Consider the following 23,221-nt stretch of genomic DNA (forward strand, 5'->3'; position numbering starts at 1 on the left):
CCCAAGCCTACTCCAGTCGATGCGACAAGCAATAGCAGCAATACGCAGGCATTTGCAGCCCGGGTGTACGCTGGAAACGGTGAGTTGAAGCGGGCCCGCTGCTAGAATTCCGCTTCTTCGCTCGGACTTCCGGCGTGCACCCTGCATTTGAATCGCTGGGGCATGCCGCTTCCCCCTGTCCCGAGCTTGTCGAATGGGCCCCCCATGACCAGCACCGCCGAACTCAGCTCCCCCGATTCCGCCAACACCACGCTCACCCATTGCGGGGTTCAAGCCGGCGTGCTGGACACGGACTACACCCTCGACGACAAGTACGGTCGCGTACAGGGCCGCATATATCTCTCGGGCGTGCAGGCGTTGGTGCGGCTGCCGCTGATGCAGCGGCTGCGCGACCAGGCCGCGGGCCTGAATACGGCCGGCTTCATTTCCGGCTACCGCGGCTCGCCGCTGGGTGGCTTCGATCTCGAGTTGTGGCGCGCGCGCAAGCACCTGGAAGCGGCGGCGGTGAAGTTCACCCCCGGTTTGAACGAAGACCTCGGCGCGACCATGGTCTGGGGCACGCAGCAGACCAACCTGTTCCCGGGCGCCAAGGTCGAGGGCGTGTACGGCATGTGGTACGGCAAGGGCCCGGGCGTGGACCGCACCGGCGACGTGTTCAAGCACGCCAATGCCGCGGGCACGTCGAAGCATGGTGGCGTGCTGGCATTGGCCGCCGATGACCACGCCTGTCGCTCGTCGACGCTGCCGCATGGTTCCGAAGGCGAATTCGTCTCCGCGCTGATGCCGATCCTGAATCCGGCCGGCGTCCAGGACATCCTCGACCTCGGCCTGATTGGCTGGGCGATGTCGCGCTTCACGGGGCGCTGGGTCGGCTTCAAGACCATCGCCGAGACCGTCGAGTCGTCGATGTCGGTGGACGTCGATCCGTTCGCGCTGCAGATCGTCACCCCGGACGATTTCGAACTGCCGCCGGGCGGTCTCAGCATCCGCTGGCCGGATCCGCCGATGGACCAGGAGATGCGCCTGCACCGTTACGCGGTGAAGGCGGCGCAGGCATTCGCGCGCGCCAACCGGATCGACCGCATCGTGCTCGATTCGCCGAACGCGCGCCTGGGCATCATCACCACCGGCAAGTCGTACCTCGACGTGCTGCAGGCGCTGGAATACCTCGGCCTCGATGCGCGCGCCTGCGCCGATCTCGGCATCCGCGTCTACAAGGTCGCGATGACCTGGCCGCTGGAACCGGTCGGCCTGCGCAACTTCGCGCGCGGGCTCGAAGACATCCTCGTGGTCGAGGAAAAGCACGCCTTCATCGAAAGCCAGATGAAGGAGTCGATGTACAACTGGACCGAAGGGCAGCGTCCATCGATCGTCGGCAAGTACGACGAAGCCGGCGAGTGGATTTTGCCGTCGACCGGCGAACTGACGCCGGCGCGCATCGCGCAGGTCATCGCGCGCCGCATCCAGCGGTTCCACAACAGCGAACAGATCGAGAACGTGCTGCGCTGGATCGCCGAGAAGGAGGGCGAGCTGGCGCTGCCGCGCGCCAACTTCCCGCGCGTGCCGCATTACTGCTCCGGCTGTCCGCACAACACCTCGACCGTGGTGCCGGAAGGTTCGCGCGGCCTCGGTGGCATCGGCTGCCACTACATGGTCACGTGGATGGACCGCAGCACCGATACCTTCACCCACATGGGCGGTGAAGGTGTGACCTGGAGCGGGCAAGCGGCGTTCACCGAAACCCAGCACGTGTTCCAGAACCTTGGTGACGGCACCTATTTCCACAGCGGTTCGCTCGCGATCCGCCAGTCGGTCGCCACCGGCGTCAACATCACCTACAAGATCCTCTACAACGATGCGGTCGCGATGACCGGCGGCCAGCCGGTCGACGGCACCCTGTCGGTACCGCAGATCGCGCACCAGGTCCGCAGCGAAGGCGTGCAGACGATCGTCGTGCTTTCCGACGACATCGAAAAGTGGACCGATCATTCGATCTTCCCGTCCGGCGTGGAGTTCCTCGACCGCAAGGAACTCGACGCCACGCAGAAGCGCCTGCGCGAAGTGAAGGGCGTCAGCGTGCTGATCTACGACCAGGTCTGCGCGACCGAGAAGCGCCGCCGCCGCAAGCGCGGCAAGATGGTCGATCCGCAGAAGCGCGTTGTGGTCAACACACTGGTGTGCGAAGGCTGCGGCGATTGCGGGCAGAAATCGTTCTGCGTGTCGGTGTTGCCGAAGGACACCGAGTTCGGCCGCAAGCGCGAGATCGACCAGTCGAACTGCAACAAGGACTACAGCTGTGTCAACGGCTTCTGCCCAAGCTTCGTCACCGTGCACGGTGGCACGCCGCGCAAGGGCAAGAAGATCAATGCTGCCGAACGTCTGGCCAATTTGCCGTTGCCGACGATGGCGACCGACCTGTCGCAACCCTGGAACATCCTGATCACCGGCGTCGGCGGCACCGGCGTCGTCACCATCGGCGCGTTACTCGGCATGGCCGGCCATCTGGAAGGCAAGGGTTCGACCGTGCTCGACCAGACCGGTCTCGCGCAGAAAGGCGGCGCGGTCACCACGCATATCCGCATCGCAAAAACGCCGGCCGATATCCACGCCGTACGCATCGCCGCCGGCGAAGCCGACCTCGTGCTCGGCTGCGACATGGTCGTGGTCAACGACTACTGGGCGTTGTCGAAGGTCCGCGCCGATCGCACCAAGGTCGTGCTCAACACCTACGAAGCGATGCCCGGCACGTTCACCACGCGTCCGGACATGCAGTTCCCGGCCGCCGACATCGTCGCCGCGGTACGCACTGCGCTCGCCGGCCAGGATCCGTTGCAGATCGATGCGACCCAGCTCGCCACCGGATTGATGGGCGATGCGATCGCCGCCAACCTCTTCATCCTCGGCTACGCCTGGCAGCAGGGCCTGGTGCCGATTTCGTTCGAAGCGCTGATGCGTGCGGTCGAACTCAACGGCGCCGCGATCGAGATGAACAAGACCGCGTTCGCCTGGGGCCGCCTCGCTGTGATCGACCCGGCTGCCGTCAACGAAGCCGCCGGAATCGTCCGCAACGTTCCGACCGCCGCCGAACGCACCCCGCACGCGCTGCCAGTGCTTGCTCCGCGTCCCTCGGAAGGCCACGAATCCGGCCTGGCCGACGCGCTTGCCGCGACCCGTCGCGAAGACGAACTGCGCCACGTGCCCGAGGCCAGTGGTGGCGAAGTCGCCTTCCTCCCGCTCGACGACTTGCGCTTGTCGCGTTCGCTCGATGAAGTCATCGCCCGCCGCATCACCTTCCTCACCGACTACCAGAACGCGGGCTACGCCAAGCGTTACTCGGACTTCGTCGCCAAGGTGCGCGCGGCCGAAGCTGCGAAAGCACCGGGTAGCACCGATCTCACCGAGGCTGTCGCCCGCTATGCCTTCAAGCTGATGGCATACAAGGACGAATACGAAGTCGCGCGTCTGTACACCAGCGGCGACTTCAAGCGGAAGCTCGAACAGCAGTTCGACGGCGACTACAAGCTGCACTTCCACCTTGCCCCGCCGCTGCTGGCGAAGAAAAACGCGCAAGGCCAGCTGCAGAAGAAGGAATACGGCCCGTGGGTGTTCACGGCGTTCAAGCTGGTGGCGAAACTGCGTGGCCTGCGCGGCACCGCGTTCGATATTTTCGGCTACACCGCCGAACGCAAAGGCGAGCGCCAGTTGATCGCCGATTACGAAAAGACCATTGGCGATCTTCTGGCCACGCTCGATAGCGGTAACGTCGGCCTCGCCGCCGAGATAGCCTCGATCCCCGAGCAGATCCGCGGCTACGGCCACGTCAAGGAAGCGCACCTGCACAAGGCCAAGCTGCGCGAGGCTGAGTTGCTCAGGGAGTGGAAGAACCCATTGCGGGTGGTGCAGGTCGCATAACAAGAAAGCCCCGCTATTGCGGGGCTTTTTTCGTGGGTGCGACGCGCGTTACTTGCGCGGCGTGAAGATCGGCGTCAGGTAATCCGGCTTGCCCTGGATCCGCTCCAGATGCGGATAGCGGAGGCCGTCGTGGTAGTCGACGGTGATGGTGCGGAAGCGATCGAACTCCTTCACCAGCAGGCGGATCGGCGCCTTGTCGGTCTTCGCCGCCTTGATCGCGTCGCTCAACGTCTCCTTGCCATATTCGAGATCGTTGACCGCGACGATCGTCATGCCGTTGCCGATGCCGGCGTTGAACGCGGCGCTATCCCAGCGCACGTCGCCGACTTTGCCGTCCTTGCCGACGTTCATGCCGATCGAATAGGTGAAGTCCGCGCCGCCGTCGTTGTCCTTGGCGCGGGCCTTGGCGTAGGCATTGGGTTCGTCCTTGTAGACCAGGCGCCAGCCGCTGGCCTCGATGCCGCCAGTGACCGGCGTTTTGCCGTCGAGGCGATCGCGCAGGAAGGTAGCCCAATCGTCCGCGACCACGCCGTTGAGCGTGGCGACCACGTCGTCAAAGGTGTAGGTGTTCTGCGTCTTCCAGACACCATCGTCGACGCCGAAGAAAGCGCGGGCGAAATCATCCAGCGACTTCTTGTTGCCGCTCTTCGCGCGGATGCGCGCATCGGCCTCCAGCCAGATCATCTGCCCGGCGGAGTAGTAGTCCTCGCTGAGTTGCCAGTTGCGGTACGGCTTGGGCGAGCGCCGGGAGATGATCGGGTCGTTGGTCGTGTCCTGCACCGCGCGCCACTGCATGCCCGGGCGGTTGTCGGCATACGTCGCCGCGACCAGCGCCAGCGCATCGCGCGAAGCGTCCTGCGGACGCAGTCCCGAGCGGGCGGTCAGCACGTTGCCCCAGTACTGGGTTTGTCCTTCGTAGACCCACAACAGGCTGTCCTGCATCGGTACGTTGTAGTTCGGCGTCCACAAGTCGGCGGGGCGGCGGAATTTGCCGTTCCACGAATGCGTGTACTCGTGCCCGAGCAGATCGGTGCTGCCTGTTTTCTTGTCCCAGTCGGTGAAGTAGTCGGCGCTAACGCCGTTCTCGCTGGAGCGCTGGTGCTCCAGGCCGATGCCGCTCATCTGTTCGGACAATGCAAGCAGCAAGTCGTAATGGTCGTAGTGCTGCGCGCCGTAGAGCTTCACCGCCTGGCGCACCAGTTCGACGTGTTGGGCGAGGTGCTCGGGCTTGGCTTCGAGGTACTTCTGCGCGTCCGCGACCATGCTGAGCCGTACCGGGACCTTCGCGCCCGGGGCGAGGTCGATCTGCTTGAAGTAGCGCCCGGCGAACACCGGCGAATCGGCCAGGATGTCGAGCGGCACGGTCTTGTAACGGACCGTATCGCCGTCCTTGCCGGCGACGTCGAGTGCCGTCGCCGCGGACCAGCCCGTGGGGTAGGTCACGCTGGCGTCGTAGGGAATCCGGCTCGCGTTGTGTCCGGCGGGATACAACACCATCGCGTTCCACTGCAGGTTGAGCATGTTCGGGGTCATCACCACGCGGCCCTGCGCGCTCTCGGTGGGCGAGAGGAACTGGTATTCGGCGTTGATGGATTGCACGCCCGCAGGCACGTCGATATGGAACGCATAGACGTTGAGCGGATCGCGCTTCCAGGCGAGCGCCTGGCCGTTGCCTGTGATCTTCAGTCCCGCGAGCTTGTCGATCGGGCCCGATGGCCCGTGGTTGCCCGGCAGCCACTGCGGGTACAGCAGCGTCAGGCGCCCGGCCTGCACCGGGATGGTTTCGCGGATCTTGAAAATGCGCTGCGACAAATCGGTGGCGTCGACCGCGATCGCGATCGTGCCCGGATAGGCGACATCGGCGGGTGCGGCAATCCCGGCACTGGCCAGCGACGGCGGCGGCGTGGTCTGCGCCTGCACGGAGGAAACCAGCAACAACATCGGCAACAACGCCGGGGACAGACGACGGAGCGAACGGGACATGCACAACCCCTGGGACGGACACAAACTCCGCATCCTACGGACGCCGCGCGTCGGCGCACCCCCCATTCGGCATGGTCGATGCCGATTGCGTCACGTCTGCGCGCCCCGCCGGGGCTTACACCGGCCGCCCGCTCTCCCGCATCAGCTGGTCGAACCGCGTCCAGTTGAGCTTGCGCCGATAGACCTTGTTGGTCGGCCGCCACTCGATCGCGCCCTTGGACACCAGCAACGTGCCGAAGCGCTTGCCGTCCTGCTCGATGACGAACTCGATGTCCTCGCGCCCCAGCTCGCGCTTCGGCAGGTTGAAAATCACCTTGTGGGCCATGCGCCGGCTCCAGTCAGGGCCAATCGCCTGCCATGCACCTTAGCGCGGCGCCGTCATCCCGCCGTGATGCCGCGACGCCAGACCAGCGTGTGGTTGTTCGCCGGCATCGCCACGTCCGCGACCAGGGGCAGTCCGATGCCACGCGCCAAGGCATCCACCGCTTCGAAATCGCGAATCGCCGAGCGCGGATCGCGCGCCTGCAGCCAGCCGTCGAACTCGCGGTTGCTGGCGCTGGTGTAGTTGCCGTCGTAGTTGAAGGGCCCGTAGACCGCCAGCGTCGCGGTGTCGGCCAGCGCCGCATCGAGCGCCGCAAACATCGCCTCGACTTCGACCCAACCCATGATGTGCAAGGTGTTGGCACTGAATACCGCATCGTAGCGCTGCGTCGGCCATGGTCCACGCACATCCAGTGCGATCGGCGCCGGCGCGTTCGGCAAGCCCGCCTCGTCCAGCCACATTCGGATACCGGGCAGGTTCTCCGCGACATCCGAGCACTGCCACGTCAGCCACGGCATCGCCGCCGCGAAATGCACCGCGTGCTGGCCGGTGCCGCTACCGATTTCCAGGACATGGCGGCGATTGGCGAAGTGTTCGCGCAACACCGCGAGGATCGGATCACGATTGCGGTCGCAGGAAGGCGAGAACGGTTTGTCGGTCGTCATCTGCCGGGTCAGTCCAGCGCACGCACGTAGATCGTCCTGCTGCCGCTGCCGCCACGTTCCTCGATCGCGAAATGACGCGGGTGGTGCTTCACCAGGTCGCTCAACTTCTTGTGGCCGTACAGGCGCGGATCGAAATCGGGACGGATCTTGGTCAGGTACGCACCGACGGCGCCAAGGTGAGCCCAGCCCTGTTCATCGGACTCTTCCTCGATCGCACGGCGCAGCAGGTCCACCGGCAACGGCAACACTGCCGGCTTCGCGGGCGGTCCTGATCCGGCGTTGGCGGCGGTGGGGGGCGCGGCTTCCATCGTTGTCGTCACCCGTGCCGTGGTCTTCTTCTTCGACCTCGCCGGCTTTGCGACGACCGGCTTCGATGCCGCAGCCGGCGCGACCTCTGCACGCAATACCTCGGTATAGATGAACTTGTCGCAGGCCTGTACGAATGCATCCGGCGTCTTGCGTTCGCCGAAGCCATAGACCGTCAGGCCTTCCTCGCGCATGCGTTGCGCCAGGCGGGTGAAGTCGCTATCGCTCGAGACCAGGCACATGCCATCGAAACGCCCGGTGTACATCAGGTCCATCGCATCGATGATCAGCGAGCTGTCGGTCGCGTTCTTGCCGCTGGTGTAGGCGAACTGCTGCACCGGGTTGATCGAGAACTTCAGCAGCGCGTTCTTCCATTGCGTCGCCCGCGTGGAAGTGAAGTCGCCGTAGATGCGCTTGACGCTGGCCACGCCGTACTTCGCTACTTCTGCCAGCAAGCCTTCGATCACCGAGGGCTGCGCGTTGTCGGCATCGATCAGTACCGCGAGCTTGCGCTGCTCGTCGTCGACGTCAGGCTTGCCGTTGTTCCTGGGCTTCATCCTTGTCCGCTCCCGTCGAAGGTCAATCACTGAAGCGGCATTGTGCGCGCCTGCGACGCAGGACGGTTGCCTACGCTGCGCGCGCCACGCCGGCCAGGATGCTCATGGCCACCGCTTCCGCGGTCTTGATGCCATCCACGCCCGCCGACAGGATGCCGCCGGCGTAGCCCGCGCCTTCACCGGCCGGGAACAGCCCGCGTGTGTTGACGCTGTAGCCATCGCCACCGCGGGTGATGCGCAGCGGCGACGAAGTGCGGGTTTCCACGCCGGTCAGCACCGCATCGTGCATCGCGAATCCCTTGATCTGCTTGTCGAACGCCGGCAGCGCTTCGCGGATTGCGGCGATCGCGTAGTCGGGCAGCGACTGGCCGAGATCGCCCAGGCGCACGCCTGGCGTGTACGAGGGCAGCACCGCACCGAACTCGCGCGACGGCCGGTCGCGGAGAAAATCGCCGACCAGCTGTCCCGGCGCCTCGTACTCGCCGCCACCGAGCACGAATGCATGGCTTTCCCAATGCCGTTGCAACGCCACTCCAGCCAGCGGACCTTCACCGTACGCCGCGTAATCCTCCGGCGCGATGCCGACGACGATGCCCGCGTTGGCGTTGCGTTCGTTGCGCGAATACTGGCTCATGCCGTTGGTGACCACGCGTCCCGGCTCGCTCGCCGCCGCCACCACCGTGCCGCCAGGGCACATGCAGAAGCTGTAGACCGAGCGCCCATTGCGGCAGTGGTGCACCAGCTTGTAATCGGCTGCGCCGAGCAACGGGTGCCCGGCCTGCGGCCCGAACCGCGCCTGGTCGATCAGCGATTGCGGATGCTCGATGCGGAACCCGATCGAGAAGGGCTTGGCTTCGAGGAACACGCCGCGTTCGTGCAGCATCGCGAAAGTGTCGCGCGCGCTGTGGCCGAGCGCCATCACCACGTGGTCCGCGCGCAGTTCCTCGCCGGTGGCGAGCGTCACTCCGCGCACATGGCGGTGGCCGGCGGCATCGGTCTCGATCAGCACATCGTCGACGCGGCTGGAGAAGCGGATCTCGCCGCCCAGCGATTCGATCGTCGCCCGCATGTGCTCGACCATCGACACCAGCCGGAACGTGCCGATGTGCGGCTTGCTGACGTATTCGATCTCCTCCGGTGCACCGGCTAGCACGAACTCGCGCAGCACCTTGCGTCCATGATGCAGCTTGTCGCCGATCTGGCTGTGCAGCTTGCCATCGGAGAACGTGCCCGCGCCGCCCTCGCCGAACTGCACGTTGGACTCCGGGTTGAGCACCTTCCTGCGCCACAACCCGAACGTATCCACGGTGCGCTCGCGCACTGCCTTGCCGCGCTCGAGGATGATCGGACGGAATCCCATCTGCGCCAACACCAGGCCTGCGAACAAACCGCACGGTCCCATGCCGATCACGATTGGTCGCAATGGCATGGTCGCCGGCGCCTTGGCGACGAACTTGTAGGACGTGTCCGGCGTCGGCATCACGTTGTGCAACGGCTTACCGTTGTCGCCACGTGCGGGCGCCGCCGCTCCGGCATCCAACTGCAATCGCTGCAGGAGGTCTGCCTCGCGCGGCGTCTCCACGTCCACGGAATAGATCAGCACGATGGCACCGCGCTTGCGCGCGTCATAGCTGCGCTTGGCGACGGTGTAGCCGCCCAGTTCATCCGCGGCGATGCCGAGCCGCGCCAGGATCGCGTCGGTCAGCGCGGACTCCGCATGGTCCAGCGGGAGTTTGATGTCGGTGAGGCGGAGCATATGGAGCGGGATTTTACGCGACACTGACACTTGCTGAGGCACGCTGGTGCCTGATTCCAGGGAGAAGACTGATGCACCGCAATCTCAATCTACTCATGCTGCTGGTCTTGCCCTTGAGCGCTTGCGCGCCAATGCCGCCTGGACCTCCGCCGCAGGCAGGGCAGTGCGTCGATGCGCCGGCACAATGGGCGGTCGGCAAAACCGCGACCGCCGACGTCGTCGAGCGCGTACGCGTCGACACGCATAGCCGTACCGCGCGGGTACTCAAGCCTGGCGAGGTGGTGACGATGGAGTTCAACGCCGAACGCGTGAACATCTACGTCGACGCCAACGGGCGGATCGAGCGTGTTGCCTGCGGCTGACGCGGGCTTCAGGCGCATTGGATAGAAAACGATGGATTCCGACCTCGATGCCTTGTCGCGCGACGAGTTGATTGCGGAGTTGATCAAGCTGCGTAACGCCGTCCGCGCCCACCGCGACAGCACGGAACATGAGCTTTGCTGGCATCACCCCGCGCTATGGAATCTCCTGCCCGAGCAGTCCCTCGTGTCTCCGGTAGTGCCGGAATGGCCGGTGTTCCTGCGGGGTTGCATCCGGTATCGCGAATCGCTCAATGCACAACTTCCCGGCGCTCCGCGTTCGCATGAGGAGTTCGGGGAGGGCAGTGCCAACCCACCGAAGCCGGGTTGAAAACCGTCCGAGGGTGCAGGCAGCGTTCAAATCCGATCGTCGATCCCGACCACGCCTGACTGCTTGGCGCAGTGTGCGCAGCAGTAGAAGACGCCTGCGTGCTCGGCGCCGTGGCCGATGATGCGGCAGTCACAGTGGGCGCAGGTCGGGGCGAGGGCATGGATGGCGCATTCGAACGAATCGAAGGTGCCGTTGCCCATCGGGCCGTTGATGGAGAAGGCCTTGTCGTAGTCGTTGCCGCAGACGTCGCATCTGGCCATGTCGCACCTCGATCACAGGCGGGGCCGTGATCGTGGCGCGGGTCGTGCGCAGGCGCGGTGAAGACGTCGTTGCGGCTATTTCAGGGTGCGCTCGAACAGCTCGTAGATGCGGCGGTATTCGTCGTACCAGCTCTCGGGGTGGGTGAAGCCATGGCGTTCCAGCGGGTAGCTGGCCAGCTCCCACTTGTCCTTGCGCAGTTCGATCAACCGCTGCGCCAGCATCACCGAGTCCTTGTAGAACACGTTGTCGTCGATCATGCCGTGCGCGATCAGCAGCGAGTCCTGCAGGCCGGCGGCATATTCCAGCGGCGATGAAGTCTTGTATGCCTCGGGATCGAGTTCGGGCGTGTTGAGGATGTTGGACGTGTATTCGTGCTCGTACTGCGACCAGTCGGTGACCGGACGCAGCCCGGCGCCGGCCTTGAACACGCCGGGTTGCTTGAACAGCGCCATGAACGCCATGAAGCCACCGTAGCTGCCTCCGTAGATGCCGACGTGGTCGCGGTCACCCTGTTTGTTCGCGACCAGCCAGTCGAGGCCGTCGAGATAATCCTCGAGTTCGGGCGTGCCCATCTGCCGGTAGATCGCGGTGCGCCAGTCGCGGCCGTAGCCTTCGCTGGCGCGATAGTCGAGGTCGAGCACGATGTAGCCCTGCTGCACCAGCAGGTTGTGGAACATCTGCTCGCGGAAATAGTTCGGGTATTTGTCGCTGACGTTCTGCAGGTAACCGGCGCCGTGCACGAACAGCACGATCGGATAGGTTTTGCCGCTCTCCATCTGTTTCGGCGCATAGAACTTGCCGTGGATGACGCCAGCACCATGCTTCGACGGCACCTGCACGTATTCGGGTTCGATCCATTCGCGCGCCTTGAACGCAGGCTTGCGCGTGTCGGTGAGCTGCACCAGGCCATCGCCGTTGGCGTTGACCACGGCGAGTTGCGGCGGGGTGTAGCTGTCGGAATGGCGCACCAGCAATTTCGAGCCATCCGGCGACGGCACGAAATCCTCGACGCCATCGAGTGCGGTGACTTCGCGCACGGCGCCGCCGCCGACATCGACGTTGCAGACTTCGTAATCGCCCGGTTGCTGCTGGTTGCAGAGGAAATAGAAGCTGCGGCCATCGGCGGACAGTGTCGGCGCAGACACCTCCCATTGGCCGCTGGTGAGCGCGCGGGTGTTAGTGCCTTCGACCAGGTACAGGTGCGAATAGCCGCTCTGTTCCGACAGCAGCCACAACGTCGCGTTGTCGCGCAGCCAACCGAATTCGTTGAAGCTCCAGTTGATCCAGGCCGCGTCGTGCAGGCGGTGGCGCGGTTGCAGGGTGGCGCCGGCGAGATCGATCGTCGCGATCCAGCGATCCTTGTTGTCGATCGCGCGGACCAGGACCGCGACGTTGCGGCTGTCGGCGCTCCAGCTCACGCCGGCAGCGGCGTTGCTGCTGTCGCTGCCGATGCGCACGTCGCGGTTGCCTTTCAATGGGTCCTTCTTCGCAGTTTTCCGCAACGTGGCAAGCGGGTCGTCTTTGATGCCGGGCAGTACACCGAAGTCGAGTTGCTTCGCGCTCGCGTTCGCCACGTCGACCAGCCACAGCTTGTGCGGCGGCAGCGGATTGCGGCCGACGCGGGTGCGGACTTCCTCGAATTCCTCATAACCGGAGTCGGTCACGTATTTCGGCATCTTGCCTTTCTGGCCGGTGTCCGCGCCCTTGGCGGTGGTGACGACGAGCAGCCAGCGGCCGTCGGGCGAAAGCGCGCTGTCGGCGATCTCGACCTCGTTGCCGAGGTACACCGGGGCCGGCGCGCGGGTCGGATCGGTCTTTCGCCAGGCCTCGCTCTGTTCGCGCAAGGCGTCACGGCGCGCCTTGTCCTGCTGCAGCGTTTCGATCAGGCGCAGTTGGCGCTCGCGCAGATCATCGGCTTCCGGTGGTGCGGTCGGCGACTTCTCCGCCTTGACGTTTGCCGCCTGCACGATGCCGTCGCGTGGGGTCCAGCGATACCAGTCGGTGCCGACGCGCCACACCAGCGCACCGTTGCTGCTCCATTGCGGTCGCGTGTCGTCGTCGTCGTTGCGCGTGAGTTGCGTCAACGCGCCGTTGCGCAGATCGCGCACGAACACGTCGCCGTTGCGGACGAAAGCCATGCGTGCACGCTGCGCATCGAACACGGGTGCAGCCGCGTCGATCTCCGCGCGCGCAGCGCCATCGAGACGGGTCGCGCTGCCACCCGCGCGCGACTGCGCGTAGGTGTCGCGTATGGTCGCGCCCTCGCGCTTGAGCGTGTAGTACGCGCGCGTGCCATCCCATGCCCACCACGCCTGTTCCACCGGTGGCCCGATCCAGTCGGGGTCGGCCATGATCTGTTCGAGGGTGAGTCGCTCGCCCGTCTGTGCGAGGGCCGTGGTGGCGAACAGGAAAAGCGACAAAGGCACGCAGCGGCGCATCGGCATGGGTCGGAACTCGAGGAAATCGTTGTTTTAAGCCGGCCGCAGCGTAGCAGTCCGGTTGTCCGCAACGACCGGCCATCGGTCATGGTGGCTGGCACCGTCGCATGATGCGGCGCACAATATGCGGCGCGGCGCTCCCCCGCGCGCTGCGGAGGCGCCTTGCGTGGATGCACTGCTGCTGTCGCGGATCCAATTCGGCTTCGTCATTTCCTGCCACATTCTGTTCCCCGCGTTCACGATCGGCCTGGCCAGTTGGCTGGCCTTCCTCGAATTCCGCTGGCTGCGCACGCGCGATGAACTCTGGCGCGACCTGTACTTCTTCTGGCTGAAGATCTTCGCCGTGTCCTTCGGCATGGGCGTGGTCTCCGGCATCGTCATGAGTTTCCAGTTCGGCACCAACTGGGCGGTGCTGAGCGAGAAGGCCGGCAACATCCTCGGGCCATTGCTCAGTTATGAAGTGCTGACGGCGTTCTTCCTCGAGGCCACCTTCCTCGGCGTGATGCTGTTCGGCTTCAAGCGTGTGTCGGACAAGTTGCATTTCTTCGCCACGTGCATGGTCGCGCTGGGCACGTTGATCTCGACGTTCTGGATCATCTCGGCCAACAGCTGGATGCAGACGCCGCAGGGCTACACGCTCACCGCGGAAGGCGTGTTCGAGCCAGCGAGCTGGTGGGCGATCGTGTTCAACCCCTCGTTCCCATACCGGCTCGCGCACATGGTGCTGGCCGCGTTCATCACCACGTGCTTCGTCATCGGCGGCGTCAGCGCCTGGTACCTGCGTCGCGGCGTGCATGTCGAAGCCGGCAAACGCATGTTGAAACTGGCGGTGGCGTTCGCGGCGATCGCGGTGCCGGCGCAGGTTTTCGTCGGCGATCAACATGGGTTGAATGCGCTCGAACATCAGCCGATCAAGGTGGCTGCGATGGAGGCCCACTGGCGCAGCGAGCCCGCGGGTGAGGGCGTGCCGCTGGTGTTGTTTGCGGTGCCGAACGAGAAGGAAGAACGCAACGATTACGAAATCGCGATTCCCAAGATCGGTAGCCTGATCCTCACGCACACGCTCGATGGCGAGATCCAGCCGTTGACGGCGGTGCCGGCGAGCGAGCGGCCGCCGGTGAAGCCGGTGTTCTACGCATTCCGGGTGATGGTCGGCCTCGGCTTGGCGATGTTGCTGCTGACGCTGGCTTCATTGTGGGCATGGCGACGCCAGCATCTGTTCGAGTCGAAGTGGCTGCTGCGCAGCTGGATCGCGATGTTGCCCACGGGGTTCATCTGCATTCTTGCCGGCTGGTACGTGGTCGAGATCGGGCGCCAGCCCTACGTGGTCTATGGCCTGCTGCGCACCGCCGATGCGGTGACGCCGACCATCGATGCCGGCAGCGTGCTGGCGTCGTTGCTGGTGTTCGCCGGCGTCTATGTCACCGTGTTCGGCGCGGGCATCTGGTACCTGTTCAAGCAGGTGCGCAAAGGCCCACAGCCGCATGAGCCGGCACCTGAGCGCGAACACGGCGAAAAAACACCGGCGCGGCCGTTGTCGGTTGGCGACGATGCAAGGGAGATGCCGTGATGGAGTACTGGCTGCCCATCCTGTGGTTCGGCGTCATCGGCTTCGGCGTGCTGATGTATGTGTTGCTCGACGGCTTCGTGCTCGGCCTCGGTATCCTCGCGCCGTTCGCGGAGGACGAGCACCAACTCGACCACATGATGAACACCGCCGCCCCGATCTGGGACGGCAACGAAACCTGGCTCGTACTCGGCGGCGCCGGCCTGCTCGCGGCGTTTCCGAAAGCGTACGCATTGATCCTGTCGGCGTTGTACCTGCCGGTGCTGTTGATGCTGATCGCGCTGGTGTTCCGCGGCGTCGCGTTCGAGTTCCGCTTCAAGGCACAGCGCGCCAAGCTGTTCTGGGGCGCGGCGTTCGCGCTCGGTTCGATGTTCGCCGCCTTCGCGCAGGGCGTGATCCTCGGCGCGCTGGTCGAAGGCATGCCGCTGCAGGCCGGGAAGTATGTTGGCGGTGCATTCGGCTGGTTCAGTCCGTTCTCGATGCTGACCGGTGTCGCGGTGGTGTTCGGTTACGCCTTGCTCGGTTCGACCTGGCTGATCCTGAAAACCGAAGGGCGCATGCAATTGATCGCACGCACCCTGACGCGGCCGCTGGTGCTGGTCGTCGTCGCGTTCATGGGCCTGGTGAGCGCGTGGCTGCCGTTCCTCGACTCACGGATCATGGCGCGCTGGTTCGAAGGCGGGAATTTCTGGTGGTTGTCGCCGGTGCCGTTGCTGGCGCTGTTGAATGCATTCCTGTTGTGGCGCGCGGCGATGCGCGAAGGCCGCGACGCGGCGCCGTTCGTATCGGCGCTGTGCTTCTTCGGGCTCGGTTTCGCCGGGCTGGTGCTCGGCATCTGGCCCTACCTGGTGCCGCCGGCGATGACGATCTGGGATGCGGCGTCGCCGCCGTCGTCACAGGGCTTCGTGCTGGTCGGATTGATCGTGTTGTTGCCGGCGATCCTCGGTTACACGTACTGGTCGTACTCGGTGTTCAAGGGCAAGGTCGCCGCCGACGCCGGGTATCACTAGCCCGGAACAGAATCCCGCTCTACTGACTGCCGCGTTCAGCTGCGGCGAAACTGCGGGTTCCGTCACAGCGGTGTTTCCGACACAATCCCCGGTATTCCAAGCAAATGCCGGGGCGATGCAAGCCTACGTCTACAAGAGCCTGAAAAAGGCCGACACCTACCTGTATCTCGCCGCGCGTGACGATTTCGCGCGCCTGCCGGAACCATTGCGCACGCAGCTGGGCGGTTTGCAGTTCGTGCTGGAGCTGGTGCTGACTCCCGACCGCAAGCTGGCACGCGAAGATGTGAGCGTGGTGCGCGAGAACCTGTCCGCGCGCGGCTTCCACCTGCAATTCCCGCCGACCGTCGTCGATCCGATGACCGAGGATTGGGGCACCGATGGCTGAAGTTAAGTCCATGCTCCTGATCAAGCGCGGCTTGCCGAAATTCGCGATCGCCGCCGCGGTGGGCGTGGTACTGGCGGCGTTGGGTGGCTTTGGCGGCGTCATCGCGGCGCTGGCCGGGACCTTGGCGCAACCGGCGTTCGCGCTGGCGTGGTCGTGGCGACGCGGAACGCGCGCGGCTGGCGATTGGCGTCGTGACGCCCTGGCGCTGGCGACGTTGTGGGGGGCTGGATTGGCGGTGGTTGCCGTTGGCGTGGCCTGGCCGCTGGCGACGCTGCGCGAGAGCGGCAGCCTGGGCGCGGCGATCGGCCTAAGCCTGGTCGCGGGCCTGTTGCTGCTCGGGCTGTGGCGCACCTGGCCGTTGTGGCATGGGCTGGAGCGAGACGGCGGCCCGTGGCGCACGCACGTGCGCAGCCTGGGCGAAGTCGAAGTCGGCGTCTGGCGAGGACTCGGCGTTGCCGCGCTGGTTGCGGCAGTCCTCACGCTGGTCCTGCTGCCGGCCTGGCCCGACCTGCTGATCCCGACCGCGCAATGGTTGCTCGCTGGCGCACTTGCGCTGCTGTCGCCGCTCGCGCATTGGCTGCTGCAACGCACGCCGGCGGCGACACCGTTGCCGCAGGTCGAGCTGCCGTTCGATGACGAGGACGAAGCCTTCGACGAGCACGGTCTCGACGCGACCACGCCGACGACTGCCGTCGAGCTCAACATCGCGCTGTACGCCGCCGCGCGCAGCGGCCGCGTCGATCGCGCGCTGGCCTTGCTCGAAGCCGGCGCCGATGCGCATGCGTTGCCGCCGCATGAAGACCGCGACCAGCGCACGCTGCCGATGCTGGCGGCGGTGTTGCCCGACCTGCGCCTGTTGCGCGGGCTGATCGGGCATGGCGCCGATCTGAACGCCGCGCATGCCGGCATGGCGCCGCTGCTCGCCGCGACGCGCGACAGCTGGCACGGCCGCCCCGAAGCGGTGATGACCCTGCTCGCCAACGGCGCCGATCCGCGCGTTGCCGATGCCGATGGCAACACCCCGCTGCACCACGCCGCGCGCAGTTCCGATCCCGGCGTCGCCGCATTGCTGCGCGATGCCGCGGCCGAACTCGATGCCCGCAACCACGATGGCGTGACCCCGCTCGGCATCGCCTGCGCCTCCGGCAACTGGCGGTTGGCGCGCTTCCTGCTTGAACGCGGTGCGAAAACCGAACCCGCCAACGCGACGCCCGCGCTGCTCGCTGCCGCCGCGCCCGAGGAAGACGATGCCGCCGGTGTCGCCTTGCTGCTCAAGCACAAGGCCAAAGTCGACGCGCGCGATCGCCATGGTCGCAGCGCCCTGCACGAAGCCGCGCGCGCCGGTCATGCCGAAATCGTTGCCACCCTGCTCGCTGCCAATGCCGACGTGCAGGCGCGCGATGATCGCGGTCGCACGCCATGGCTGGATGCGGCCCGCGGTGGTCACCTGGCGGTGATCGAGCGCCTGTTGCCGCTGCGGCCGGAGTTGCACACCGACGACCACGAAGGTCGCGATGCGTTGCAACTCGCCAGCGCTGGCGATCCGCCGAACCTGCCACTGGTGCAGCGCCTGCTCGAACTCGGCCTGGATCCGAATCGCCGCGGCAATGACGGCAAACGCGCAGTCGACCTGGCTGCCGAATCCGGGCGCTGGAGTGTGGTCGCAGCCCTCGATCCGGACTATCCATTGCCCGCCACGGTGACGGATGCCGGACCTGCCGCACCACCTCCCGACCGCGCGCCCGCGACGTTGCTGCGCGAAGGCCTGCTCGCGGGTCGTTACGCCGACCTCGATGCATTGGTGCAACTGCTGGCGCCGCGCGAACTGGGCGCGTTGTTGCTGGACACCGACATCGCCGCGCAACCGGCACGCATCGACTGGCTGCTCGCGCATGGTGCCGATCCCGAGGTGCGCATCGACGGCGGCGACAACGCGATGTTTGCGGCGATCTCGCAGGGTCCTGCCGCGCTGCCCACATTGCAGACGCTGCTGCACCGAGGCGTGGCGCCCGCGGGCAGTGGCGGCGTCGCGCGTTTCCTCTCTGCCTGCGTCGTCACCGATCATGCTGGCCGCGGCCTGGAAGCCTGCGCACTCGACCTGCTCGAACGCGGCGCGGATCCGTTCGCGCCTTCGCTGGCCGGTGACCCACCGTTGGCGCTGGCGGTGCGGCTGGGCTGGTCGCGTCTGCTCGAACGACTGGTAGCGCATGGCGTCGATCTCGATGCGCGCGACAGCCACGGCATGACCGCGCTACATCTTGCCGCGGCGCTGGGCCGCGAAGCGTCGCTGAAGGCGTTGATCGCACACGGCGCCAATCCCGAGATGCGCGCCGCCGATGGCCAGACGCCACTCGGCGTGGCGCTGTCCGCCGGTCGCCGCGACCTTGCCGACTGGCTCGACTGGCGCGGCTGGCCATTGCCCAAGCGTGCGCTGCAGGCCTCCGACCTGCCTGCCGCTGCGATCGTCGGCGAAGTGGATGCCGTGCGGCGCCTGCTCGATCTCGGCCTGCCGGTCGATGCGCTCGACACGCAAGGGTGCACGGCGCTGTTGCGCGCTGCCGGTGGCGGTCATCGCGCCGTCGTCGATCTGTTGCTGGCGCGTGGCGCCGATCCGAAAATCGCCGCGCGCTCCGGCGCGACGCCGCTGTCGGCCGCGGTCAGCATGCGTCAGGGCGAGATCGTCGAGCGGTTGCTCGACGCCGGCGCGCCGCTGGAGCAGCGCCTGCCTGGCGAAGTCACGGTGTTGATGCTCGCCGCCGCCCTCGGTTTGCCGGATCTGGTCGCGCGCCTGCTCACCGCTGGCGCCGACGTGCACGCCGGCGATGCGCAAGGCCTCGCGCCGCTGCATTGCGCCGCACTGTTCGGTTTCACCGCGCGTGAACGTCCGCGTCTGGTCGCGTTGCTCGACACCCTGGTGTTGGCCGGCGCCGAGCCCGATCAGGCGGCCGCCGGTGGCGTCACGCCCTTGCTGCTGCTGCTCGGCGCGCGCGCCGAACCTGGCACTGCCTGCGACGAGGAAGTCGTCCTGGCCGGTCTCGACCGTCTGCTCGACGAAGACGTCGCGCTCGACGCCAAGGATCCGCGTGGCTTCGGTCCGCTGCACCTGGCCGCGCTGCACGGCCTGCTGAAAGTGGTGCAACGCCTGCTGCGTGCCGGGGCCGATCCCGACCTGCGCGACACGCTCAATCGCAGTGCCAAGGAAATTGCGGTGATGCGGGGCTTCGTCGACGTCGCCGCCGAATTTGTTCCGGCTACGCCTGGCGGTGTGTCGATGGCGCGTTTTTTGCGCGAGCCGCGCTGATCCTGCCTTTCCTCGTCATCCCTGCGTAGGCGGGGATCCAGTGACGTTGCTCCTGCCTTTGCTCGTCATCCCTGCGGCCTTCAACAGCCGAATGGCTGTTCAAGCAGGGATCCAGTGACTTTGCTCTTTGCATTTTGGGCAAAGGCATTCCACTGCTGCGCAGCGGGTCACTTTTCTTTGCTGGCCCAAAGAAAAGTAACCAAAAGAAATGGCCTTCTTGGCAAGAGCACAGCCAGCGACGTGGAGATTGCGGAGATTTTTCGACTCGGCATCCTGCCTCGGTCGAAAAACGGCGCACGTCCAGTGCGCCGCCCTCCGGGTTATGTGTTTGGTCGATCCGTGGTGGCTCTGCGAAGCAAAGCGATAGGCGGTGCCATCAGTTGCGCTGCGGGTCTTCGTCGTTCGACGCAACGATCTCTCCCAGTACGCCTTCGCCAACGTCCGCGCTGAACAGCTCTTCCAGTTCACGACGCGCGTCGTACACGGTTTGCATCAGCGCGTCCTCGTCGTCGCGGACCAGGTGTTGCGCGCGCAACAAGCGCTCGTCGTGTTCGTGGAAGCGCCGTACGTGGTCGCGGGCGACGTCCGTCGGCACGCCGAGTTCGACCAGCACCTGTTCGCCCAGCTTGAGGCTGGAGTGATAGGTCTCGCGCATCACTTTCGCGCCCAGGTCCAGCAGTTCCCACGCGTGGCGGCGATCGCGCGCTCGCGCGTAGACGACAGCGTCGGGATAGAGCCGGCGGATCACGCGCACGGTGCGCAGGTTGTCGTCCTGTTTGTCGATCGCGACCACGAACACCTTCACGTTGGCCGCACCGGCGGAGCGCAGCAACTCGGTCTTCGCCGGGTCGCCGTAATAGATGACGTTGCCGAAGCGACGCGAGAAATCCACTTGTTCGACATCGTTCTCGATCGCGATGAACGGCGTTTTGTGCGCAGCCAGCAGGCGCGCGACGATCTGGCCGAAACGGCCGAAACCGGCGATCAGCACCTGCGGATGACCGTCGGGGATGGCGTCGAACGCGCGTTTCTCCACCCGCGGCGGATTGGCATCGAGCATGCGCGTCACCGCAACCATCAGCAGCGGCGTCAACGCCATCGACACGCCGACCACGGCGACCAGGCGGTCGCGCATCGCCATGTCCAACAGGCCGGCTTTCACCGCTTCGGCGAAGACGACGAACGCGAATTCGCCGCCCAGCGCGAGTACCGCCGCGAGCCGCAACGATTCGCGGCGGCCGAGTCCGCCCGGATGCAGGCCGATCGCGAACAGCAGCGCGAACTTCACCGCCATCAGCACCGCGACCATCGCCGCGATCACCAGCGGCTCCGACATCACCCGCTGCAAATCGATGCTCATGCCTACGGCCATGAAGAACAGGCCGAGCAACAATCCCTTGAACGGATCGATCTGCGATTCGAGTTCGTGCCGGTACTCCGAATCGGCCAGCAGCACACCGGCAAGGAATGCACCGAGGCCCATGCTCAGGCCGGCCAACTGCATCAGCCACGCCGCGCCGAGGACGGTCAGCAACGCGGCGCCGGTGAACACCTCCGGCATCTTGGTGCGCGCGACGATCCGGAACACGTGCCGCAGCAGCAGGCGACCACCGAGTACCAGTGTCGCGATCGCCGCAATCGCTTTGACCACCGCGAGCCACGCGGGCTCACCCGCGGTCGCGGAAGCGACGTGGCCCAGCAGCGGAATCGCCGCCAGCAACGGGATCGCCGCGAGGTCCTGGAACAGCAGGATCGCAAACGCCAACCGCCCGTGTTCCGCGCCCAGCGCCTTGCGTTCCGACAACAGCTGCAATCCGACCGCCGTCGACGACAACGCCAACCCGAGACCGACCACCACCGCGGCTTTCCACCCAAGTCCACCGGCGAACATGGCAATCACAGCCAACGCCAATCCGCTCAATGCCACCTGGGCCCCGCCCGCCCCGAAGACCGGCTTGCGCATCACCCGCAACCGCGCTGGCGAGAGTTCCAGTCCGATCACGAACAGCATCATCACCACGCCGATCTCCGACGCCGCCAACACCGGCTCGGCATCGCTGATCACCTTGATCCCGTAGGGTCCCAGCGCCACGCCGGCGACCAGGTAACCCAGCACCGCGCCCAGGCCGAAGCGCCGGAACACCGGAACCGCGATTACTGCGGCCAGTAAAAAGACCAACGCGAGTTCGAGACCACCGCCGTGCATGGGCACCTCCTGGGGCGATTATGCGGCCTACGAGAATTCGCACCCCATTTCCCGTCGTGCTTGAATGCGGTCGTCGAAAGGACCTCCGGGCTGCTGCTGGGCCCTGCAACAATGAAAGGGAAAACCGTGAAACGAATAATTCTGACGCTATGCCTGCTGTTGTCCGATCTGGCGTCAGCCGAGGATCGCAAACCGCTTGAGCTCGATGTCAGCGGCGAACTCATTATCGACAAGCAGGGTGCGGTGCTCGACTACAAAATCAACGCGCCGCTCGAGCCGCCGGTGAAGCAGCTGGTCGACACAGCCGTGCGCAAGTGGCGGTTCGAGCCAGTGCTGCGCGGTGGAGTACCGGTCAACGCGAAGAGCCTGATGTACTTGTCGCTGACGGCGATGCCGGTCGATGCCGGTTACCAGTTGAAGGTCGACCGCGTGCGCTTCGGCGGAACTCGCATTCTTGCGACGCATCCCATCCTCCCGCGGTATCCGCTCGAAGCGGTGAGGGCGCGCGTCAATGCCGAGGTGATCGTGGCACTGCGCATCGACGGTGATGGCAAGGTTGTCGATGCAGTCGCCGTTCGTTCGCGTTTGTTGAACGCCAAGGGACCGGAGAAACTGCAAGCCGCTTTGCGCAAGCGTTTCGAACAGGCCAGCGTCATCGCGACCAAAAGCTGGACATACCAGGCTGCGGAAGCCGGTGACGTGCCCGAAACGACAGTCCTGCTGCCGGTCTCGTACTGCGTGGGGGAGGGCTGCCAGACCCGGACCGGGGAGTGGCGCGTTGCTGACGCAACCAATCCGGCTCACCCGGTCCCATGGTTGCCCGCCGACAAGCAGCAATTCGATACGGATGGTCTTCGCGACGGCCAGATGATTGCCGTGGACAACGCGATCAAGCTGCAGGCGCCGGTCGTTGTAGTTGGCCGGCAGCTATAGCGGTCCCACCATCCTGTACATTCCCGCCGTGGAGCGACACGATCGGGAACTTGCTTTGGAAAAGGACATTGGGGCGATGAACAGGATTCTATTGGCGTTGTTGTTGCTGACCTCGGGGTTCGCGCAGGCGCAGACGCCGGGGGAAGAAAGAAAGCCTTTGCGGCTTGATGTGGATGGCGAAATCGCCATCGACCAACAAGGAGTCGTGTATCAGCACAACCTGAGCACGATCCTGGCACCGGATGTCAAAAAGTTGGTTGATGCAGCCATCAGCAAATGGCGGTTCGAACCGGTCTTGCGTAATGGCAAACCCGTAGCCGCGAAAAGCGACATGTACCTGACGCTGACCGCCAGACCGGCCGATGGCGGATATCGCTTAAGCATCGAACGTGTGCGGTTCCACAGCAGCCGACAGGCCACGCACAAGATCGCTCCCGCGTATCCGTTGGATGCTTTGCGAGCGGGAGTTGGTGCCGACCTGCTGGTAGCGTTACGCGTGGACAGGGAAGGAAGCGTGCTGGACGTGGCAGTCGTCCAGGGTGAGCTTGTGTCCAAACGGAAGCGCGTCAATCCTGCAATGCTGAAGAGCTTTGAAAAGGCGGCAAAAGACGCCTACAGGAAATGGAAGTACGAACCAGGCGATGGAGACGCCGCATCCGATACGACCCTGCTGACGATGATGTCTTTTAGCACCGGGGATAGCGATCGGGTGCTGGGCGGCTGGAAGCCCCTGGACAAAACGCAGCCAAACCCGATTCCGTGGCTGCCGGCAGCGCAACAGGCATTCGACGCAGAAGGACTGCGTCAGGGCCAGTCGATTGCGCTGGATGGCGGGGTCAAGCTGCAAACGCCGGTGGCAGGGACGTCGTTGTAGGCACCTAAGGCACCAAAAAAGAAAAACGCCCCGCAATGCGGGGCGTTTTCGTTTT

Annotated in this window: 17 protein-coding genes; 9 read left to right on the forward strand and 8 right to left on the reverse strand. The window is 65.4% G+C overall.

All coding sequences use genetic code 11. From position 1 onward, the window contains the following. Window positions 1–204 precede the first annotated feature (204 nt). Window positions 205–3,912 carry an indolepyruvate ferredoxin oxidoreductase family protein gene (locus MO486_RS09120; protein ID WP_242906531.1) on the forward strand — a complete coding sequence of 1,236 codons (3,708 nt, stop codon included), beginning with the start codon at window positions 205–207 and terminating at the stop codon, window positions 3,910–3,912. A gap of 48 nt (window positions 3,913–3,960) precedes the next feature. Here MO486_RS09120 and MO486_RS09125 read toward each other — a convergent pair whose 3' ends face one another. The 5 genes from MO486_RS09125 to MO486_RS09145 form a co-directional block, all read right to left on the reverse strand. Continuing rightward, a complete protein-coding gene (locus MO486_RS09125; protein WP_242906532.1) occupies window positions 3,961–5,895 on the reverse strand; it encodes a hypothetical protein in 1,935 nt (644 codons plus the stop codon). A gap of 115 nt (window positions 5,896–6,010) precedes the next feature. Continuing rightward, entirely contained in the window at window positions 6,011–6,220 is a 210-nt protein-coding gene (locus tag MO486_RS09130; RefSeq protein WP_242906533.1) for a hypothetical protein, read from the reverse strand. 53 nt (window positions 6,221–6,273) lie between these two features. Further along, on the reverse strand, window positions 6,274–6,882 hold the full coding sequence (locus MO486_RS09135; protein ID WP_242906534.1) for a DUF938 domain-containing protein: 609 nt from the start codon (window positions 6,880–6,882) through the stop codon (window positions 6,274–6,276). Window positions 6,883–6,890: 8 nt separating this feature from the next. Further along, window positions 6,891–7,745 carry an NYN domain-containing protein gene (locus tag MO486_RS09140; protein WP_242906535.1) on the reverse strand — a complete coding sequence of 285 codons (855 nt, stop codon included), beginning with the start codon at window positions 7,743–7,745 and terminating at the stop codon, window positions 6,891–6,893. Between the two features lie 70 nt (window positions 7,746–7,815). Further along, window positions 7,816–9,501 (reverse strand): NAD(P)/FAD-dependent oxidoreductase, encoded by a 1,686-nt coding sequence (locus tag MO486_RS09145; protein WP_242906536.1) that lies wholly within the window; start codon window positions 9,499–9,501, stop codon window positions 7,816–7,818. Window positions 9,502–9,572: 71 nt separating this feature from the next. On the opposite strand from MO486_RS09145, the gene MO486_RS09150 reads away from it, so the two are divergent. Continuing rightward, the gene (locus MO486_RS09150; protein ID WP_242906537.1) at window positions 9,573–9,863 is read left to right on the forward strand and encodes an I78 family peptidase inhibitor; all 291 of its coding nucleotides are present in this window, start codon (window positions 9,573–9,575) and stop codon (window positions 9,861–9,863) included. Between the two features lie 31 nt (window positions 9,864–9,894). Then, window positions 9,895–10,191, forward strand: coding sequence for a hypothetical protein (locus MO486_RS09155; RefSeq protein ID WP_242906538.1), 297 nt, complete (start codon window positions 9,895–9,897; stop codon window positions 10,189–10,191). Between the two features lie 26 nt (window positions 10,192–10,217). On the opposite strand, the gene MO486_RS09160 is transcribed toward MO486_RS09155, so the two are convergent. Beyond that, window positions 10,218–10,451 (reverse strand): hypothetical protein, encoded by a 234-nt coding sequence (locus MO486_RS09160; protein WP_242906539.1) that lies wholly within the window; start codon window positions 10,449–10,451, stop codon window positions 10,218–10,220. 75 nt (window positions 10,452–10,526) lie between these two features. Beyond that, entirely contained in the window at window positions 10,527–12,890 is a 2,364-nt protein-coding gene (locus MO486_RS09165; protein ID WP_242906717.1) for a S9 family peptidase, read from the reverse strand. 166 nt (window positions 12,891–13,056) lie between these two features. Here MO486_RS09165 and MO486_RS09170 point away from each other — a divergent pair, with 166 nt between their 5' ends. The 4 genes from MO486_RS09170 (at window position 13,057) to MO486_RS09185 (ending at window position 19,153) form a co-directional block, all read left to right on the forward strand. Continuing rightward, window positions 13,057–14,460 (forward strand): cytochrome ubiquinol oxidase subunit I, encoded by a 1,404-nt coding sequence (locus MO486_RS09170; RefSeq protein WP_242906540.1) that lies wholly within the window; start codon window positions 13,057–13,059, stop codon window positions 14,458–14,460. Then, complete coding sequence (gene cydB / locus MO486_RS09175; protein WP_242906541.1) at window positions 14,460–15,467, forward strand: cytochrome d ubiquinol oxidase subunit II; 1,008 nt, start codon at window positions 14,460–14,462, stop codon at window positions 15,465–15,467. Before MO486_RS09170 ends, cydB begins: the two co-directional genes overlap by 1 nt. Window positions 15,468–15,582: 115 nt before the next feature. Beyond that, window positions 15,583–15,852: a YcgL domain-containing protein gene (locus MO486_RS09180; RefSeq protein ID WP_242906542.1), complete on the forward strand. Its 270-nt coding sequence runs from the start codon at window positions 15,583–15,585 to the stop codon at window positions 15,850–15,852. Window positions 15,853–15,862: 10 nt separating this feature from the next. Next, a complete protein-coding gene (locus MO486_RS09185) occupies window positions 15,863–19,153 on the forward strand; it encodes an ankyrin repeat domain-containing protein (protein ID WP_242906543.1) in 3,291 nt (1,096 codons plus the stop codon). 376 nt (window positions 19,154–19,529) lie between these two features. Here the strand turns inward: MO486_RS09185 and MO486_RS09190 are convergent, their stop codons facing one another. After that, complete coding sequence (locus MO486_RS09190) at window positions 19,530–21,359, reverse strand: monovalent cation:proton antiporter-2 (CPA2) family protein (RefSeq protein ID WP_242906544.1); 1,830 nt, start codon at window positions 21,357–21,359, stop codon at window positions 19,530–19,532. 60 nt (window positions 21,360–21,419) lie between these two features. On the opposite strand from MO486_RS09190, the gene MO486_RS09195 reads away from it, so the two are divergent. Further along, the gene (locus MO486_RS09195) at window positions 21,420–22,292 is read left to right on the forward strand and encodes an energy transducer TonB (protein WP_242906545.1); all 873 of its coding nucleotides are present in this window, start codon (window positions 21,420–21,422) and stop codon (window positions 22,290–22,292) included. Further along, on the forward strand, window positions 22,276–23,166 hold the full coding sequence (locus MO486_RS09200) for an energy transducer TonB (protein WP_242906547.1): 891 nt from the start codon (window positions 22,276–22,278) through the stop codon (window positions 23,164–23,166). The genes MO486_RS09195 and MO486_RS09200 overlap by 17 nt, the downstream gene beginning before the upstream one ends. Window positions 23,167–23,221 lie beyond the last annotated feature (55 nt).

This window comes from Lysobacter sp. CFH 32150 (assembly GCF_022758295.1).
In the GTDB taxonomy this organism is placed as follows: Bacteria; Pseudomonadota; Gammaproteobacteria; order Xanthomonadales; family Xanthomonadaceae; genus CFH-32150.